This window comes from Kluyvera fluvialis (assembly GCF_059725275.1).
Map to the genome: position 1 here is coordinate 757,698 of NZ_AP046142.1, position 17,517 is coordinate 775,214.

At 53.4% G+C, this 17,517-nt stretch carries 16 protein-coding genes and 1 pseudogene; 7 read left to right on the top strand and 10 right to left on the bottom strand.

Features of this window, described 5'->3' with window-relative positions; all coding sequences use genetic code 11:
• The first annotated feature begins 49 nt into the window (after positions 1-49).
• Together exbB and exbD are read left to right on the top strand one after the other, a co-directional pair.
• A complete protein-coding gene (exbB, locus tag AC6I4B_RS03625; protein WP_497769673.1) occupies positions 50-781 on the top strand; it encodes a tol-pal system-associated acyl-CoA thioesterase in 732 nt (243 codons plus the stop codon).
• 6 nt (positions 782-787) lie between these two features.
• On the top strand, positions 788-1,213 hold the full coding sequence (gene exbD, locus AC6I4B_RS03630) for a TonB system transport protein ExbD (protein ID WP_497769674.1): 426 nt from the start codon (positions 788-790) through the stop codon (positions 1,211-1,213).
• Positions 1,214-1,314: 101 nt separating this feature from the next.
• On the opposite strand, the gene AC6I4B_RS03635 is transcribed toward exbD, so the two are convergent.
• Positions 1,315-1,764 (bottom strand): cytoplasmic protein, encoded by a 450-nt coding sequence (locus tag AC6I4B_RS03635; RefSeq protein ID WP_497769676.1) that lies wholly within the window; start codon positions 1,762-1,764, stop codon positions 1,315-1,317.
• A 2-nt stretch (positions 1,765-1,766) separates the two neighbouring features.
• Complete coding sequence (locus tag AC6I4B_RS03640; RefSeq protein ID WP_497769678.1) at positions 1,767-2,162, bottom strand: hypothetical protein; 396 nt, start codon at positions 2,160-2,162, stop codon at positions 1,767-1,769.
• A gap of 103 nt (positions 2,163-2,265) precedes the next feature.
• On the opposite strand from AC6I4B_RS03640, the gene AC6I4B_RS03645 reads away from it, so the two are divergent.
• Positions 2,266-2,775 carry an ESA_00282 family adhesion-associated protein gene (locus AC6I4B_RS03645; protein WP_497769679.1) on the top strand — a complete coding sequence of 170 codons (510 nt, stop codon included), beginning with the start codon at positions 2,266-2,268 and terminating at the stop codon, positions 2,773-2,775.
• A gap of 55 nt (positions 2,776-2,830) precedes the next feature.
• Here the strand turns inward: AC6I4B_RS03645 and AC6I4B_RS03650 are convergent, their stop codons facing one another.
• From AC6I4B_RS03650 to AC6I4B_RS03675, 6 genes and pseudogenes are all read right to left on the bottom strand, one after another.
• Positions 2,831-3,370 carry a 4Fe-4S binding protein gene (locus tag AC6I4B_RS03650; RefSeq protein WP_497771925.1) on the bottom strand — a complete coding sequence of 180 codons (540 nt, stop codon included), beginning with the start codon at positions 3,368-3,370 and terminating at the stop codon, positions 2,831-2,833.
• A 129-nt stretch (positions 3,371-3,499) separates the two neighbouring features.
• Positions 3,500-3,709 (bottom strand): annotated as a pseudogene (locus AC6I4B_RS03655) (4Fe-4S binding protein); the annotation flags it as partial.
• Entirely contained in the window at positions 3,709-4,542 is an 834-nt protein-coding gene (locus AC6I4B_RS03660; protein WP_497769681.1) for a dimethyl sulfoxide reductase anchor subunit family protein, read from the bottom strand. The gene AC6I4B_RS03660 and the pseudogene AC6I4B_RS03655, both read right to left, overlap by 1 nt.
• Positions 4,535-5,167, bottom strand: a complete 633-nt coding sequence (locus AC6I4B_RS03665; RefSeq protein ID WP_497769683.1) for a DMSO/selenate family reductase complex B subunit — start codon at positions 5,165-5,167, stop codon at positions 4,535-4,537. The genes AC6I4B_RS03660 and AC6I4B_RS03665 overlap by 8 nt, the downstream gene beginning before the upstream one ends.
• Complete coding sequence (locus AC6I4B_RS03670; RefSeq protein WP_497769684.1) at positions 5,151-7,550, bottom strand: DMSO/selenate family reductase complex A subunit; 2,400 nt, start codon at positions 7,548-7,550, stop codon at positions 5,151-5,153. The genes AC6I4B_RS03665 and AC6I4B_RS03670 overlap by 17 nt, the downstream gene beginning before the upstream one ends.
• A gap of 525 nt (positions 7,551-8,075) precedes the next feature.
• Positions 8,076-9,116, bottom strand: coding sequence for an aldo/keto reductase (locus AC6I4B_RS03675; RefSeq protein WP_497769686.1), 1,041 nt, complete (start codon positions 9,114-9,116; stop codon positions 8,076-8,078).
• 214 nt (positions 9,117-9,330) lie between these two features.
• Here AC6I4B_RS03675 and AC6I4B_RS03680 point away from each other — a divergent pair, with 214 nt between their 5' ends.
• On the top strand, positions 9,331-9,621 hold the full coding sequence (locus AC6I4B_RS03680) for a DUF2623 family protein (RefSeq protein ID WP_497769687.1): 291 nt from the start codon (positions 9,331-9,333) through the stop codon (positions 9,619-9,621).
• 237 nt (positions 9,622-9,858) lie between these two features.
• Here AC6I4B_RS03680 and yghU read toward each other — a convergent pair whose 3' ends face one another.
• Positions 9,859-10,725, bottom strand: coding sequence for a glutathione-dependent disulfide-bond oxidoreductase (gene yghU, locus AC6I4B_RS03685; RefSeq protein ID WP_497769689.1), 867 nt, complete (start codon positions 10,723-10,725; stop codon positions 9,859-9,861).
• A gap of 324 nt (positions 10,726-11,049) precedes the next feature.
• On the opposite strand from yghU, the gene gss reads away from it, so the two are divergent.
• The 3 genes from gss to AC6I4B_RS03700 all read left to right on the top strand — a co-directional run bounded on the left by gss (position 11,050) and on the right by AC6I4B_RS03700 (position 16,638).
• Positions 11,050-12,915 (top strand): bifunctional glutathionylspermidine amidase/synthase, encoded by a 1,866-nt coding sequence (gene gss, locus AC6I4B_RS03690; protein WP_497769690.1) that lies wholly within the window; start codon positions 11,050-11,052, stop codon positions 12,913-12,915.
• 63 nt (positions 12,916-12,978) lie between these two features.
• On the top strand, positions 12,979-14,160 hold the full coding sequence (locus tag AC6I4B_RS03695) for an aminotransferase-like domain-containing protein (RefSeq protein ID WP_497769692.1): 1,182 nt from the start codon (positions 12,979-12,981) through the stop codon (positions 14,158-14,160).
• A gap of 189 nt (positions 14,161-14,349) precedes the next feature.
• Positions 14,350-16,638 carry an FdhF/YdeP family oxidoreductase gene (locus AC6I4B_RS03700; protein WP_497769693.1) on the top strand — a complete coding sequence of 763 codons (2,289 nt, stop codon included), beginning with the start codon at positions 14,350-14,352 and terminating at the stop codon, positions 16,636-16,638.
• On the opposite strand, the gene AC6I4B_RS03705 is transcribed toward AC6I4B_RS03700, so the two are convergent.
• Positions 16,635-17,498: a MurR/RpiR family transcriptional regulator gene (locus AC6I4B_RS03705; protein ID WP_497769695.1), complete on the bottom strand. Its 864-nt coding sequence runs from the start codon at positions 17,496-17,498 to the stop codon at positions 16,635-16,637. The genes AC6I4B_RS03700 and AC6I4B_RS03705 overlap by 4 nt on opposite strands.
• Positions 17,499-17,517: the final 19 nt, after the last annotated feature.

Here is a 17,517-nt window from a genome sequence, read left to right on the forward strand (position 1 = left end):
TTGATATTATTGTGCTCAGGTTTTGTGATTTAAGTCCTGGAGATACACAGTGGGTAATAATTTGATGCAGGCGGATCTCTCCGTTTGGGGTATGTATCATCATGCCGACATCGTGGTTAAAGTAGTCATGATCGGCTTGATACTGGCATCCGTCGTCACCTGGGCTCTTTTCTTCAGCAAGGGCGCTGAACTGCTTTCCCATAAACGCCGCCTCAAGCGTGAGCAGAAACTGTTAGGGGATGCGCGCTCTCTCAACCAGGCGCACGAAATTGCCGCCTCATTCGATGCCCAAAGCCTGAGCAGCCAATTAATTAACGAAGCGCAGAACGAGCTTGAGCTGTCTGCCGGTTCGGAAGATAACGAAGGGATTAAAGAGCGTACCGGTTTCCGTCTTGAGCGTCGCGTCGCGGCGGTTGGGCGTCACATGGGGCGTGGGAATGGCTTCCTGGCGACCATCGGTGCTATCTCGCCATTTATCGGCCTGTTTGGTACGGTATGGGGCATTATGAACAGCTTCATCGGTATTGCTCAAACGCAAACCACGAACCTGGCCGTTGTCGCACCGGGGATTGCTGAAGCCCTGTTGGCCACCGCGATTGGCCTGTTCGCCGCTATCCCTGCGGTGGTTATCTATAACATCTTCGCGCGCCTGATTGGCGGCTTTAAAGCCAACCTGAGCGATGTCGCCGCACAGGTACTGCTGTTGCAGAGCCGTGACCTGGATCTTAGCGCCAGCGGCGTGCATCCGGTACGTACCGCACAGAAATTACGAGTAGGTTAATGCCCCATGGCAATGCGTCTTAATGAAAATCTGGACGATACCGGCGAAATGCATGAAATCAACGTGACGCCGTTTATCGATGTCATGTTGGTTCTGCTGATTATCTTCATGGTTGCCGCGCCGCTGGCGACCGTGGATGTTAAAGTCAACCTGCCAGCCTCCTCCAGCCAACCGCAGCCACGACCGGAAAAACCGGTGTATCTGTCGGTAAAAGCGGATAAATCGATGTTCCTCGGTAACGATCCTGTCACCGAAGACAATATGGTTACGGCGCTTAACGCGTTGACGGAAGGTAAGAAAGACACGACCGTGTTCTTCCGCGCCGATAAAACGGTGGACTACGAAACGATGATGAAGGTCATGGATACGCTGCATCAGGCAGGGTATCTCAAGATTGGCCTGGTCGGTGAAGAGACCGTCGCGAAAAAGTAAAATACCCCGAATGGCGCACTCTGCGCCATTCGCTATTATTCCCCTCAGATGCACCCTTCCTGTGAAATTAATACGCTGATTTAAATAATATTAAGCGGTGTTCAGACTGGCTTAGGTGTAGGCGCAGCGACGATAACCGGCTTTTTCTCGCTGTCTCTGTCCGGCTTCAGGATGACGTTAGCGGTGCGATAGTCGCCATCGGCAAGGCCACGGCTTATCTCAAGGGTTGCGGTTTCGCGGTGCAGGACATGCTGATAGCAGGCTTCGGTGTGCGCCAGAATTTTATCGCGCAGGTGTGGATAACGTTCCATGATTTCGCACAGCGCAGCGCCAAAGATCTCTTCTTTTACCTGATAGGCGTAAATTTCGCGGCGATTCTGCCATTTCATTTTGACCAACGCTGCGGGAATTGGTACCGATGCGTTAGAAATACGGCGGCCTTCGGCGCTTTTTTCATCACGTAATGCCTGAAGGTTGCGCTGAAGAAGTGTTTCATCACTTATCTGCGGGCTTAATGTTAAATTAGCCTCGCTAACATCGACAAGTTTCATGCTTACTTTTCCGTCAGGTTATAAAACAGTGGCGTGACTTTTTCCTGAGTCATTAAATTAAGCCAAATTTTATTACCGTCTTCATTTATTTCTTGGGTTTTTAACTCAATAATTTGGCTTAACTCCAGTGGAGATATCTCCCCCTGTACGACCAAATTATTTAGCATAAGGGCAAATGCTTCAATTTTAGCGACGCGATATAATCTATCTTTAATATGACGATCGCGCTCTTCCAGCAATGGGTTACGCGACTGGCCGCCGCTAATCAATATCTCATTCTGCCAGCGAGATAACGAAGCCTTCTCCGGCTCTGGGTGCTGCTTGTCCTTGATATCCTGGCTCTCAGCGTCGATCGCTGAGATACAAAAACGGGCTGGGATAAGGGTTTCAGCTATCATATACGTGTCGTCTTTCGAAGGGCTGGCGGGTGTTTTTTATTATAGTGAGCTTCGTTGACATTATCATGGTGCACTTTTAAAATCAAAAAAAGTGGAGAAAACCATGAGCGGTATTATTTATTTTGTGATGGTGTTGCTGTTGCTCACCGCCGTTATTTTAATTTTTATGTATGGTCAAAATAACGAAACAGCGGATATCGAAAATGAAACTGCAACCGCCAGTACCACCACACCGCTGAACAAAGATGAAGGCGAAAGTCATTTTGCTGGATTGATGAGCAGTATCACGCCTTCGTGGTATTGGCGAATTAATCATGAATATATCGATTTTCTGCAATCAACGATAAAGCGTCTGTCTAGCGACGAATTAAAGGAAACGCCTGGTCTTTTTGATGCCCAGGAACGTTGTCGGAATCTCAACGGCGCAGTCTACGAATATTACGATGAGATTAAGCGTCGTTGCCTTAAAGGTGAACAGGTTAGTGCCAGCGATCCGGTGGTGTTAAGCCTACAGCAGTGTTTCGGTGAATTCGCCCAGGAGGCATATCCTGAGCTGGTGGCGCTGGTGTGGCCAGACTATCAGCGGCCTTTTGTAAGACCCCACGATGTGTAATTTTATCTGTTGATGTCATGCGGCATCGTTGCGATGTTTAGTCGCGTAATCTCTATTACGCTTCGCGCATATTGTGGCTGTGACGCTGGCAAATGTGGCAATGTTGCTGTTCAGCATTCATGGTAAAGAATGGATGCTGGCAACAGGTACACCTCTTTCGTATAAAGGTAAATTTTTGGGTATAGCTTAGCTGAATTTGTGGCTGAACCATGATCGCACGGTGGAAACAGACGGCCATACAGCTATGGCAGCCAGTGCATAACGTAGACGACCATTCCAGCTTGCCGTCGTTGAAACGTAGCGCTTGTTCACGACAGGCTCTGGCGCAGGCCCCGCACGCTACGCAGCGCGATAACGTCAATGAGAGTTCAAATTCACTGTATGGGTGGAAGAACTGCCGACGTTTCTGACGGTCAGCGCTTGCCCGCCCTGATTGAATACCTTCATCCACCACGTGTATCAAATGACGGCGAGAGAGATTAACGGATTTTGTTTCCGGGGGAACTATCTGCCAGACCGGTTCGTTGAATTTCCGCAACCAGATGTTCAGTGCCGCAATGGCCAGCGCCCAGCCAGGATGCTCGTCAATATTCATGGCCACACGCCTGATGCCATACTCATAGTGCCATATCAGCAGCTCGTCCGTACTGGGCGACAGTGCCGAAAATGGGGCGACAAGAGCCTCATTTTTGTACCATCGGGTAGCGGGTTGTAAGTGTTGTAATGCTCCCGTGGGGCAAACAAAAAGACAATGGCCACAGTGGATGCAAGCCATTTCATCGAGAGACGCCGCGTCATCGGAAAGCGAAATCGCATTCGCCGGGCACACTGTTACACAGGCCTGACAGGTGTGCCCGGCGTATGTTTTACGCAAGCAAGAAGCCCCCACGTCAGGAGACGTGGAAGGCTCAGGCGTGAAGCGAAATAAAGCCATTAGTGGATGCTGAAGAAAACGAAGCGGAACAGGACTTCTGACACCAGTAACAGCAAAGAGCCGATAATGAGGCCGCACCGGCGGTTACGCCATCCACTGATAGCAAACAATGCCGTGCCCATCACCGATATGACCCAGGATAAAAGTCGTAGCCCACTGAGTTCTGCAAAGGCTTGCACAGGCTGGTGAGGCAGGGTGACGACGTTGTTCAATGAGGCACTGGACAGATAGTGTAGGTAGGCAGGTTGTGCCAACAGACGTATTACGGTCACCATCATCACCGTCACTACCGTCAGGCGTATGAGTGGCTGGTAAGCCGACACGGCCTGAGATGCTTTCAGCAATGGCAGCCCAGTGAAAGCAATGGCGCCCAGTATGCCCACCGAGCCATAGAACATCAGCCAGGTATTGAAGTGCATCCAGGTGATAACGGAACTGTGTGCATAAATCGCGCTCATACACCAGACGTCAATCAGCCCCAGCACTGCCGCTACAGGCAGCAAGATACCGAACCGTTGTTTTTTTATCAGCATCATCAGCGTACAAAATCCCAGTACCGCGAGATAAACGCTGGCGAACACAATTTCACGGCTTAGCCAGGAGCTGGCAATATGCCGTAATGCGTTGAACGCGTTCAGCGGGTAGCCTAAGTGCAACGTCGAGGCGATTAAGCCTAGTCCTCCGGCTATGCAGGCGAACAGCATCGCGGGTAGCCGCTGTTTTTGGGCTTCAGGAACGTCTTTTGCCGTGCACGCAGCCAGTGCCAGAAACAAGGTCAGACCCACAGAGCCCTGAACCAACAGGGTAAAAATGAGTAACGGCAACTCATGCATGAGATTGTTCCTCTTTTTCTGCGCCCTGGTGCGGTTTGATAACCAGATTTGGGTGGGTAATCGATGAATCTGGTAATCCCTGCACATCGCAGACGCTGCCATATTTGGCGCGTAATTCGTCAATCGGGCCAAATTTGATTGCCCCTAGTGGGCAGGTCGCCACGCAGATTGGTTGTTCCCCTTTCGCCTGTAAGTCTAAGCAAAAGTCGCATTTTGACATTTGGCCTGCTTCTTCATTCATCTGTGGTGCGCCGTAAGGGCACGACCAGGCACAGTAACCACAACCCACACATTTGGTTGTGTCTACGCGGACAATTCCATCCTCTGGGCGCTTATGCATTGCTGTCGTGGGGCAGTTTTTGGTGCAAATCGGATCTGCACAGTGATTGCAGGAGATAGACAGCGTGTAGGCGTACACGTTATGCGTAACGCCGCCCTGGCCTGTGGGGATAAATCCACCGCCTTTCACCTCATAAACTCGGCGGAACCGACGCCCTACCTCTAGATTATTTTTATCTTTACAGGCCACCTGGCAGGCTTTACAACCAGAGCAACGCGATGAATCAATGAAAAATCCCAGCTGTTTATCACTGACAGGAGGGTACTCTTTATACTGCTGACTCATACTTTGCTACCTCCACAAGCATGGTTTGATGGGAATTACCTTTGGCGAGCGGAGTGATGCGCGCAGAGCTAAGGACATTCGGACAGCCACCGTGATCAACACCGTTGGCATCTGGTTGCCACCAGGCACCGGCCTGCATGGCGACGACGCCGGGCATAATGCGCACGGTGACTTCTGCGGGAACCTGGCAAATCCCCCGATGGTTGTTAATTCGGACGGTATCTCCCTGGCGTATCCCGCGCTTTTGCGCATCCAGTGGGTTAATCCATAGTTTCTGAGCCTGCACCTCCTGTAGCCAGGGGTTGGCATATTGCGTTGAGTTGGCGCGGTTTTTTCCTTTCCAGGTGATTAACTGTAGCGGGAACTGTTTTGCCAGCTCATCCTCTGGCCCTTCATGTGCAGGAACATAGTGAGAGAGCGCTGGGATCTCAGGATGGTTCATGTCGTACAGGCGTTTAGAGAATATTTCAATTTTCCCTGACGGCGTCGGGAACGGGTGATTCAGCGGATCGCGGATATTTTCCTCAAAGGCGACATACGGCTTACTTTTAAACAGGTGCTGACGTTTTTTCAGTAGCTCATCGAAAGTGGGCAGATGTTCATCCGGCATCGACAGGCGGGTCTGCTCCCAGATATGTTCGATCCACTGCTTCTCGGTGCGGCCTTCGCTGAACTGCGCTTCGACTCCCATTTTTGCCGCTACGTCACGCTGCCAGTCGTAATCCGAGCGGCGCTCAAAACCCGGTTCGATGAGTTTTTCCGACAGGATCAGGTAGCTGGCTGTTCCCCAGGTTTCACCGATATTCCAGCGCTCCATGAAGCTGGTTTCCGGCAGTAGAATGTCGGCATAACGGGCGCTGGGGGTCATATATAAATCGCTAACCACGATGAACTCAATTTTGGATTCATCTTCCAGAACTTTTACCGCCTGGTTCAGATCTGGGTTCTGGTTGGCCAGATAATTACCGGCCAGCGAAAACAGCATACGAATATTGCTCTTTAGCTTATCCGCGCCAGTCAGGCCATCCTCTGGGGTGACTTTACTGGCGTCATCAGCAGCCTGTACCCAGTTCATGATAGAGATTTTTTCTTTGACCGGATTCTCTGGCATGTCCGGGCCAACGGTGAATTTACGGTTGGCGCAACCGCCATATCCGGCGGCCCAACCGCCTTTCACGCCGACGTTGCCGGTGAGGGTTGCCAACAGCGTGGAACCCCGCGCGGTTCGTTCGCCACAGTTATGCCGCTGCGGCCCCCATCCCTGAATCAGTGCTGCCGGTTTCGTGGTGGCATAATCTCGGGCTAACTGGCGAATGGTCTGCGCCGGAACATGAGTTATCTTTTCTGCCCATTCCGGGGTTTTGGCGATGCCATCTTTCTGGCCCATCAGATACGCCATCAGTGACTCATTTTCCCGAACACCATCCGGCATCGAGGCCTCATCGAACCCCAGGGTATAACGCGCAATAAATGATTTATCGTGCAGATTTTCGCTGACGATGACATACATCATCGCGTCCATTAAGGCATTATCGGTTGATGGCAGTAGTGGGATCCATTCATCAGCCAGTGAAGCCACGGTATCGGAATAACGGGGATCGACGACAATAAAACGCGTTCCGTTTTGCTTCATCTGCTGAAAATAGTGGTTTGTATGCCCAAAAATAGTTTCGGTTGGGTTATGCCCCCACAAGATAACCAGACGAGTGTCCGTGAGCGTATCCAGTGAATTCCCGCTGGCTACCATGCCATAGGTGTAAGGCGTAGCGGCGGCGGTGTTTCCCATACTGACGGAATGGTAGTACTCAAGATAACCACCGGTCTGGTTAAACAGGCGGCGCATCATCTTATCGCCGGAAAAAGTTCCCCCACTGACGGCGGTATTGTTGTGGATGAAGCGGGATTCAGGGCCATACTTGGCGGTAATATTTTTAATATTTTCTGCAATGAGCTTTGTGGCTTCATCCCAGGAAATACGTTCGAATTTACCTTCACCCCGTTTGCCGACACGTTTCATCGGGTATTTCAGGCGGTCAGGATGATAGACAAATTTGCGGTAGCTGCGGCCACGGACACAGGCGCGCATCACCGGCATATCGGGGTCCAGGTCTGCATCCGGGCGCGTGGTGATTTGCGTCACCACGCCATCAGAAACATGGGCGCGGATATCACACTTCCCGCCGCAGTCAAAGGTGCTACAGGTTTGAACAACGCGCGTTGTGGCCTCGGCGGATTCTGTTTCGCCACTGGCACTCATTTCTGACGCTCTGGCGCCAGAACCGGCCAGAAATGGCAGCGCCACTATGGCTGAGCTTGCCTTAAGGAAGTTGCGGCGCGTCACCCTCGATGGGGGAGTGCCTTCATTATTTTCAGGTACAGACATTGCATTATCCTCTGCTAAAGAGCGCGCATTCTGCCTTATAGCCATTAAGGAGTATTTGATGTTTGTCATTGTGGGTAATAACTGTTTAGCAGGCTGAGGGGCGGGGTGTTTTTGCGATTGGGAAAATGATAATGGAAATCAAGATGATGGTTTTTGGGCCATCATCTTTAACAAGAGTCCACTTGCGTACTATGACCAGAAAGCCTGGCTATGAGGGCTAATGCTTGTCAGTTAAGCGCCACATTCCGTTCACCTGATGTTTTGTAGAACATGAAGCCTCTGTTCCTGTGAACGGGTCAAGGGGGACTGCCGAGTCCCCCTTAACAATCCCTGCGGCCCCGCAGGGAAATCGGTGCTTCGCACTACGCTCGCCTGCGAACTCCAGCCTGCGGCACGGCGATTTCCATCGGGGACTCATCGGTTTCAGCCACTCTGGTTCTGGCTGTTCATTCAAAGGCCGCACTGACGGCGATACTAAAAGTAGAAAACCCTTAACCAACAAGTATTAGGCCCTGAGGGCTTATTTTATTTATCTGACGATGCCTGCCACAGATTCAACTGCCCATCTGCCACATGCTTATCAATCTGCGCTAACTCTTCGGCGGAGAAGTGCAGGTTATTCAACGCTTTCACGTTTTCTTCGATTTGCTCCGGGCGGCTTGCGCCAATCAGCACGGAAGTGACGCGGCTATCTTTCAACAACCAACTTAACGCCATTTGTGCCATCGACTGACCGCGCTGCTGCGCCATATCATTGAGTAACCGCAGGCTACTGAGATTACTTTCACTGAGCATGTTTTCCGTCAGGCCGCGTGCGCGTTTGCCTTCCACCTGCATCCGCGAACCTTCAGGAATGCCGTGCAGATATTTTCCGGTCAGCAACCCCTGCGCCAGAGGTGTAAAAGCAATACAGCCCACGCCGTTTTGCTCAAGGGTATTCAGCAGGCCACTCTTATCCACCCAGCGGTTCAGCAGGTTATAAGAAGGCTGGTGAATCAACAGTGGGATTTTCCACTCGCGCAGCAGTTCAACCATGGCCTGAGTACGCTCGGTAGAATAGGACGAAATGCCAATGTATAGCGCTTTGCCGCTCTGCACCGCCTGAGCCAGCGCGGCGGCGGTTTCTTCCATCGGAGTCTTTTCATCAACCCGATGGGAATAGAAAATATCGACGTACTCCAACCCCATACGCTTCAGGCTTTGGTCAAGGCTTGCCAGCATATATTTGCGCGACCCGCCGGAACCGTAAGGCCCTGGCCACATGTCATAGCCCGCTTTTGTGGAGATAATCAGCTCATCGCGGTATTGCGCAAAATCTTCTCGCAGCAGGCGGCCAAAATTTTCCTCGGCGCTGCCCGGCGGTGGGCCGTAGTTATTGGCAAGATCAAAATGTGTAATGCCACAGTCAAAGGCTTTACGCAGTAGCGCGCGTTGGCTATCGAGCGCCTGAATGTGACCAAAACTATGCCAAAGCCCAAGTGATAGCGCCGGGAGCTGTAAACCACTGCGACCACAGTAGCGATACTGCATCTGTTCATAACGGGCTGGGTTTGCTTGCCAGGCCATATTCTCTCCTTTTCATTTTTTTGAAACGCTGTTCCCAGAATACGATTTTTTACTTCAGATGCCCGTTGGTTCGATCACACTGTCGCGGATTGGCGGTGAAAAATAGACCGGCGTTTTCTCCGCGCATTCCCCTTTATAGGTAGCGTGGAAATAGCGCTAGCCACCGCTCAAAAAATCGCTATATAATTTTATATATAACGATTGAGGGCGAACGATGAACAACCATTTTGGAAAAGGGTTAATTGCGGGGCTGAAAGCGCCTTACGCCGACAGCGCGCAAAAAGTAATGGATTTTTGTGCCGACTATAAACGCGGCTTTGTGCTGGGCTTTTCTCATCGCATGTTCGAGAAAACGGGCGATCGTCAGCTCAGCGCCTGGGAAGCGGGCATTCTGACACGCCGCTATGGCCTTGATAAAGAGATGGTGATGGACTTCTTCAAAGAGCACGACTCCAGCACCACCGTCCGCTTTTTTATGGCAGGTTATCGGCTCGAAGGGCAATAAAATCGGGGGTTGCGCCAGAATGCTTGTCAGTTAAGCGCCACATTCCGTTCACTTTATGTTTTGCAGAAAATGAAATCTATGCACCGGTGAACGGGTCAAGGGGGACTGCCGAGTCCCCCTTAACAATCCCTCCGGCTCGCCGATTTCCATCGGGGACTCATCGGTTTCAGAAACTCAGGTTGCCGCTATTCATTCAAAGGCCGCACTGACGTGGGCTGCGCCCCCGTTTATCGCACATTACTGTTGGCGCTTATCTTCGGTATGGGTGTCAAAATCGCTGGCGTCGTGGCGCTCGTGCAGTTGCTCATTCAACGGGCCACTGGTGCGGTTAACCATACGGCCACGCTGCACGCCCGGACGGCTGGCGATATCCTGCGCCCAGCGCATTACGTTTTTGTAGCTTTCCGCATCGAGGAATTCCGCCGCGCCGTAAACATTGCCCAGCACCACGTTGCCATACCACGGCCAAATGGCGATATCGGCGATGGTGTACGTTTCGCCTGCCACATAGCGCCCGCGCGCCAGTTGTTTATCCAGCACGTCTAGCTGACGCTTCGCTTCCATCGTGAAGCGATTGATGGCGTACTCAATTTTCACCGGCGCATAGCTATAGAAGTGACCAAATCCGCCGCCGAGGAACGGGGCAGAACCTTGCAGCCAGAACAGCCAGTTCAGGGTTTCGGTGCGCCCGGCCAGGTCTTTGGGCAGGAAGTGACCAAATTTCTCCGCCAGATACAGCAAAATATTGCCTGACTCAAAGACGCGGGTTGGCGGCGTGGTGGAGTGGTCGCTCAGCGCCGGAATTTTCGAGTTCGGATTGACTTCGACAAAGCCGCTGGAGAACTGGTCGCCTTCACCAATACGGATTAACCATGCATCGTACTCCGTCTCGCTAATGCCCAGCGCCAGCAGCTCCTCCAGCATAATGGTCACTTTCTGGCCGTTGGGCGTGCCCAGAGAATAAAGCTGTAACGGATGCTGGCCTACCGGCAGCTCACGCTCATGAGTGGCTCCAGAAATCGGGCGGTTGATATTGGCAAATGCGCCGCCGTTGCTTTGCGTCCACTGCCAAACTTTCGGTGGTTGATAGAGGTTCTCTGACATAGTTGCTCGCCTTCTTGGATGATGGGTATTTAGCGTATAGGTAGTGAGTGTAGCAGCCTCTGGGATGAATATTTTTCCCCTTGATAAGCCATCCTCGCACACTCGGGTGTATGATTAATTTACTTTTGTTGGATTAAGAGCCTATCCCATTAGGCTATTTTACTTGCCATTTTGGCCCTGGGCAGTGCTCAAAATCCTCACGTACTCTATGTACGTTCTGGTTTTTCTGCGCTGTCGGTGTCCAGACTGGCACGCTTACTGGGATAAGCTCTCATTTCAACGTGCAGGGCGATAAAAATCGCACGGCACGTTTGAGGACGGTTCATGAGCACGGGAAGTACCAATAGTGACGCCCCATTTGGCACGTTGTTGGGGTATGCGCCGGGTGGCGTAGCGATTTACTCTTCAAATTACAGCAGCTTAAAACCGGGCGACATGCCTGACGACGCTTCGTTTCGCAGCTACATCGACAACGAATACATGGGCCACAAGTGGCAGTGCGTCGAGTTTGCCCGCCGTTTCCTGTTCATCACCTACGGATTTGTCTTCACCGACGTGGGCATGGCCTACGAGATTTTCTCGCTGCGTTATCTGCGCCAGGTGGTCAACGACGCCATTCTTCCCCTCCAGGCTTTCGCTAACGGCTCCCGTCGCGCGCCAGCGGTCGGCGCGTTGCTGATTTGGCAAAAAGGCGGTGAGTTTAACGAAACCGGCCACGTCGCGGTGATTACCCAATTGCTGGGCAACAAAGTGCGCATCGCGGAGCAAAATGTCCTGCACTCGCCGCTGCCAGCAGGCCAACAGTGGACGCGCGAGCTGACGCTGGAAGTCAACGACGGGCATTACATTCTGCATGACACCTTTGACGACACCACTATTCTGGGCTGGATGATTCAGACCGATGATGCGCGTTATAGTCTGCCGCAACCGGCCATTGCCGGAGAAGCGCTGAATCTCGGCGCGGCGCGCTTGGACAATCACGGTCAGTTCGACGGTAACTGGCTGGACGAAAAAGACTCACTGCAAAAAGCCTACGTTGCGGCGAATGGTCATGTGATTAACCAGGATCCGTACCAGTATTTCACCATGACCGAAAGCGCGGAACAGGAGCTGATTAAAGCGACTAACGAGATGCATCTGATGTATCTGCACGCTACCGATAAAGTCATGCGTGATGACAACCTGCTGGCGCTGTTTGATATCCCGAAAATCCTCTGGCCACGCCTGCGCCTGTCGTGGCAGCGTCGCCGCCACGACATGATCACCGGTCGCATGGATTTCTGCATGGATGAGCGTGGGTTGAAGGTTTACGAATACAATGCCGACTCCGCCTCTTGCCATACCGAAGGGGGATTAATCCTCGAACAGTGGCTGAAAACCGGCTATCGCGGCGAAGGGCATAACCCGGCAGATGACTTGCTAAATGAGCTGGTAGGCGCGTGGAAACACAGCCTCGCAAGGCCGTTCGTGCACATCATGCAAGACAAAGATCTGGAAGAAGATTACCACGCACAGTTTATGCAGCGCGCCATCACTCAGGCAGGGTTTGAGTGCAAAATTCTGCATGGCCTTGACGAACTCCGCTGGGATGCCGCTGGGCAGTTGATTGACGGCGACGGTCGGCTGGTGAACTGCGTCTGGAAAACCTGGGCGTGGGAAACCGCCATTGAACAGGTGCGCGAAGTCAGCGAGGACGAATATGCGGCAGTGCCCATTCGCACCGGTCATCCGAATAACGAAGTGCGCCTGATAGATGTCCTGCTGCGCCCGGAAGTGATGGTCTTTGAGCCGCTGTGGACGGTGATTCCCGGCAACAAAGCGATTCTGCCTGTGCTGTGGTCGCTGTTCCCGAACCACCCGTATCTGCTGGATACCGACTTTGAAATCAACGACGCGCTGGCGAAAACCGGTTATGCCGTTAAGCCTATTTCAGGGCGCTGCGGCAGCAATATCGACCTGGTTAGCCACCATGATGGTCTGCTGGATCAAACCAGCGGTAAGTTTGTCGATCGCAAAAATATTTACCAACAGTTGTGGTGTTTGCCGAACGTCGCCGGGAAATATATCCAGGTCTGCACCTTCACCGTTGGCGGTAACTATGGCGGTACTTGCCTGCGCGGAGATGATTCTCTGGTGATTAAAAAAGAGAGCGATATCGAGCCGCTGATCGTGATTAAAGATAAGCGTTAAGTCATAACGGCGGAGTGCTCCCGCCAGTAACACCTAAAAACTAGACCGAAAAAGGAACATAACATGCACGATCGGCGACTCGCCGTGCGCGCGGGTGAACTTAAACCTTCTGCCGTCCGCGAACTCCTCAAGCACAGTAAACTCCCCGGTGTTATCTCTCTTGGCGGCGGTATTCCTGCGCCAGAGCTGTTTGATACCGAAGGGCTGGCGCTGGCGGTACAGAAAACGATGAGCACCCGTTTTAACGACGCGTTCCAGTATGGGCTGACCGAAGGCCACCCGCCGCTGCGTCAGGCCGTGAGCGAACTGTGTCAGGCGCGTGGTGTAGCCTGCCTGGCAAGCCAGGTGTACATCACCTCGGGTTCACAGCAGTCGCTGGATATTGTTGCGCGCACGCTGCTCGATCCGGGCGATACCATCGTGGTTGAACGTCCGACCTATCTGGCGGCATTGCAGATTTTCCAACTGGCGCAGGCCAATATCCTCAGCGTTGATACCGACGATGACGGGATGCTGGTGGAGCAGTTAGCCGAGCGGCTGGCGACGACGCGTGTCAAAGCGGTATATATCGTTCCTACTTTCGGTAACCCTGGCGGTAAAACGCTGAGCGACTCCCGCCGCCGTCGGCTGGTTGAACTGGCAAAACAGCATGATTTCGTCATTATTGAAGACGACCCGTACGGTGAAATCAGCTTTACCGACGACGTGCGCCGCCCGCTGTATCAACATGCGATGGCGTTAGGCTGTGAAGATCAGGTGGTCTACACCTCGACCTTCTCGAAAATACTCGCGCCGGGGATGCGCATTGGCTGGATAGTGATGCCGGAATGGCTGGCGCAGCAGTCGGTTATCGTGAAACAGGCCACCGACCTGCACACCAATATGCTGTCGCAGGTGATAACCGCTGAATATCTGGCGATGAACCGCCTGGAAAGCCAGATTGCGCTTATCCGCGAAGATTACCGTAAGAAGTGCGATGCGCTGGCTGACGCGCTGGAAAGCCGCCTCGGTGAGCATCTGGAGTTCAGCCGTCCGCAGGGCGGGATGTTCCTGTGGGCGCGCTTCCGCTACCCGTTCGATACCCTGCAGTGGCTGCAAAAAACGCTGGAAAACGGCGTGGTGTACGTGCCGGGTGAAGCGTTTTATAACGACAACCCAGACCGCCGCACTCTGCGTTTATCCTACTCCACGGTATCGCAAGACGGGCTGGTTACCGCCGTCGAGCGGCTGGCAAAATCGCTGTAACTCTCCTTCTTGCTCCGCGTCAGCCCTGGCGCGGAGCCTATCCCTCCCGCACACCGCTATGCTCCTTGCAGGCGCGATTGTCTAATCCGTTGAGTGTAGGCCGCCTGTACTTCGTCAAGGGGAAATCAATAGCGCAGCGAAATTGCTACCGTATCGGCATGAAAATTTTGTACTGAATAAGCGGTTGAGATGCGTAAGAGTGTTCCGGGAATTGGCGACTATCAAGGGCCAGCAGGGGGATGGGGCGCAGTAAAAGCGGTTGCCGCATCGGTATTTTCACAAAAAGCCGTCGCGCGCGACATTATCGCCATGTTCAGGATGAACCAGACTCAAGGCTTTGACTGCCCCGGCTGTGCGTGGCCTGATCCTGAGCACCGTTCCTCGATGGAGCTGTGCGAGAACGGTGTCAAAGCGGTTTCCTGGGAAACCACCAGCAAAAAAGCCTCACCGGCGTTTTTCCGCCAGCACACGGTAGCCGAGCTGTGGCAATACAGCGACTACGAACTGGAAAACAGCGGGCGTCTGACGCATCCATTGAAATATGACGCTGCCAGCGACACCTGGCAGCCGGTGGAGTGGCAGGTGGCATTCGCAGAAATCGGCGCGCGTCTGCGCAGCTACGATTCCCCGGAACGGGTAGAGTTTTATACCTCCGGTCGTACCTCTAATGAAGCGGCGTTTCTCTACCAGCTATTTGCCCGCGAGTACGGCAGCAACAACTTCCCTGACTGCTCGAATATGTGTCACGGGCCAACCAGTGTAGGGCTAACGCGCTCGATTGGTCTTGGCAAAGGCACGGTCACGCTGGCGGATTTCGAACGCTGCGAACTGGTGATTTGCATCGGTCACAACCCCGGAACCAACCACCCTCGAATGCTGACCACTCTGCGGGAAGTCGCGCAGCGCGGTGCGCGTATTATTTCCATTAACCCGCTGGCCGAGCGGGGGCTGGAGCGTTTTAGTTTCCCACAAAGCCCGACAGATATGCTCAAGGGGCACTCGACGGCGCTGAGCCATGACTATTACCAACTAAAAATGGGCGGCGACGCCGCGCTGCTGAAAGGGGTCATGAAAGCGCTGATTGAGATGGACGAAGCGCGGATTTTGCTAGGCCAGGAACCGTGCCTCGACCGCGCATTTTTGGCGGAACACACCGACGGTTATCAGGCGCTGTATGACGATTTGCACCAGTGTCACTGGGCGGATTTAGAGCAAGATAGCGGCCTGATGCGCATCCAGATGGAAGATTTAGCCTACCGTTATGATAAATCACAGGCCACCATCATCTGTTATGGCCTGGGGATAACCCAGCACAAAAACGGCACTGAGAACGTCCAGCAACTGATTAACTTGCTGTTGCTAAAGGGCAATATCGGCAAGCCCGGCGCAGGGATTTGCCCACTGCGCGGTCATTCGAACGTGCAGGGCGATCGCTCTGTTGGTATCAATGAGGCGGCGAGTGAAGAATTTCTCCAGCGGCTGGAGGCGCGGTTTGCGATTCGCGTTTCACGTAAGCACGGGCGCTCTGGCGTTGAAAGTATCCGCGCGATTGAACGCGGCGAGGCGCAGGCGTTGATTTGTATGGGCGGCAACCTGGCGGTGGCGATGCCACAGCCGCAGCGCACCTTTGAGGCGATGAAAAAGCTAGACCTCCAGGTGCATGTCGCCACCAAACTAAACCGCTCGCATCTCCTGCTGGCGAAGCATAACTACCTGCTGCCTGCGTTAGGCAGAACCGAACGCGACAGACAGGCGAGCGGGGTGCAGTCCGTCACCGTTGAAGATGCGATGTCGATGGTACATGCCTCTACCGGCGCGCTGAAACCGGCATCGCCGTGGCTGAAATCGGAGCCTGCGATTGTTGCTGAAATGGCGCGTGCCACGCTGCCGCACTCGCCGGTGAACTGGGAAGCGCTGGCGGGAAATTATGCTTTGATTCGTGAGGCCATTGCCGATGTGATCCCGGCGTTTGCCGACTATAACTCGCGTGTGGCGCAGGCGGGAGGCTTTCGGATGGACACGCCCGCCTCGCGTCGGGAGTGGCATACCCAAAGCGGCAAGGCGAACTTTATTGTGGGCCGCCAGCGTGCTATTGAGCGGCAAAACCAGCCAACCGATGCGTTGGTGCTCGCTACGCTGCGTAGCCACGATCAGTACAACACCACGATCTATGGCTTCAATGACCGCTACCGAGGCATTACCGGTCGTCGCGATGTCGCATTCTTAAGCCCGACGGAAGCCCGTGCGCGCGGGTTAGCGGCAGGGGATATCATCAACATTCAGGCGCTGGATGACCATGGGCAACCGTGCGCTGACCGCGCGATGTACGGATTAACGGTGGTGGTGTACAGCATGGCGTCGGGTTCAATCGGCGCTTATCTGCCCGAAGCGAACGTGCTGCTCTCGCTGGATGCGGTGGACCACGAGAGCCTGACACCGGCCTATAAAAGTGTGCCGGTGATTATCAGCAAGGCTTAGCGCGATGTGTCACCTTTGTGCTGGCGCTTATCAATGGTGCGCAGCGCGGTTGACATGCTTTCCGGCGAAACCATGCTGTTGATGCGGAAAAATAGAATGTCGAAGGCAATCATTTGCAGGATTTGCGGCGTGACCATGCCCAATTTTTCATGCGCTTCGGTGTAGCTGTAGGGGATGACATAGTCGGCGAGCTGGCTGACTTTGTTTTTCCCGTAGCGAGTAATGGCGATGGTTTTTGCCCCACGCTCGCGGGCAAGGCTTAGCGCTTCGACTATCTCTGCCGTTTCGCCACGCGCAGAGACCGCCAGCAGTACATCGCCGGGTTGCAGCAACGACGCCTGCACAATTTGTGTGTGGTAGTCGTAGTTGAACTGCACGTTCAGCCCGCTGCGAATCAGCTTATGGTTTATATCCAGCGCAATCAGCGCTGAAGTCCCAATGCCGACCAGCACAATTTTGCGCCCGTCGATAAGCAACCTGGCGCAGGTGTCGATGATTTGCGGGTCGAGCAAATCTAGCGATTGATCAATCTTACTGGCGAACAGGCGGCGCGCTTTATCCACTATCTGGCTGGTGGTGTCGCTGGCCTCGATCCCCTCATAAATCTCCTGTCGGGCGCTCTCTTTGGATGGGCGATTTGCCGCCGCCAGCCACAGCTTAAATTCAGGGAACCCGCTACAGCCGAGCGTTTTGGCATAGCGAATGACTGAGGAATCGCTGATGCCCAACTCTTGCCCCATGCGGGTGGCGCTGAGGTCGGAAATATCAAAATTACGCTCAATCAGAAACGCGGAGATCCGGCGATCGCCGCTGTTTTTAGCTTCTGCAAGTGCCTGAATTTTGCTGATGATCGTTTCCATTTCGCCCCTTATTGCGAGT

Coding starts and splice junctions, on each gene's coding strand:
- AC6I4B_RS03670 (WP_497769684.1), bottom strand. CDS start 7,550: ATGTCTGTACCTGAAAATAATGAAGGCACTCCCCCATCGAGGGTGACG.
- AC6I4B_RS03645 (WP_497769679.1), top strand. CDS start 2,266: ATGAGCGGTATTATTTATTTTGTGATGGTGTTGCTGTTGCTCACCGCC.
- AC6I4B_RS03665 (WP_497769683.1), bottom strand. CDS start 5,167: ATGAGTCAGCAGTATAAAGAGTACCCTCCTGTCAGTGATAAACAGCTG.
- exbD (WP_497769674.1), top strand. CDS start 788: ATGGCAATGCGTCTTAATGAAAATCTGGACGATACCGGCGAAATGCAT.
- AC6I4B_RS03635 (WP_497769676.1), bottom strand. CDS start 1,764: ATGAAACTTGTCGATGTTAGCGAGGCTAATTTAACATTAAGCCCGCAG.
- AC6I4B_RS03675 (WP_497769686.1), bottom strand. CDS start 9,116: ATGGCCTGGCAAGCAAACCCAGCCCGTTATGAACAGATGCAGTATCGC.
- yghU (WP_497769689.1), bottom strand. CDS start 10,725: ATGTCAGAGAACCTCTATCAACCACCGAAAGTTTGGCAGTGGACGCAA.
- gss (WP_497769690.1), top strand. CDS start 11,050: ATGAGCACGGGAAGTACCAATAGTGACGCCCCATTTGGCACGTTGTTG.
- AC6I4B_RS03700 (WP_497769693.1), top strand. CDS start 14,350: ATGCGTAAGAGTGTTCCGGGAATTGGCGACTATCAAGGGCCAGCAGGG.
- AC6I4B_RS03660 (WP_497769681.1), bottom strand. CDS start 4,542: ATGCATGAGTTGCCGTTACTCATTTTTACCCTGTTGGTTCAGGGCTCT.
- AC6I4B_RS03650 (WP_497771925.1), bottom strand. CDS start 3,370: ATGAATATTGACGAGCATCCTGGCTGGGCGCTGGCCATTGCGGCACTG.
- AC6I4B_RS03695 (WP_497769692.1), top strand. CDS start 12,979: ATGCACGATCGGCGACTCGCCGTGCGCGCGGGTGAACTTAAACCTTCT.
- AC6I4B_RS03680 (WP_497769687.1), top strand. CDS start 9,331: ATGAACAACCATTTTGGAAAAGGGTTAATTGCGGGGCTGAAAGCGCCT.
- AC6I4B_RS03705 (WP_497769695.1), bottom strand. CDS start 17,498: ATGGAAACGATCATCAGCAAAATTCAGGCACTTGCAGAAGCTAAAAAC.
- AC6I4B_RS03640 (WP_497769678.1), bottom strand. CDS start 2,162: ATGATAGCTGAAACCCTTATCCCAGCCCGTTTTTGTATCTCAGCGATC.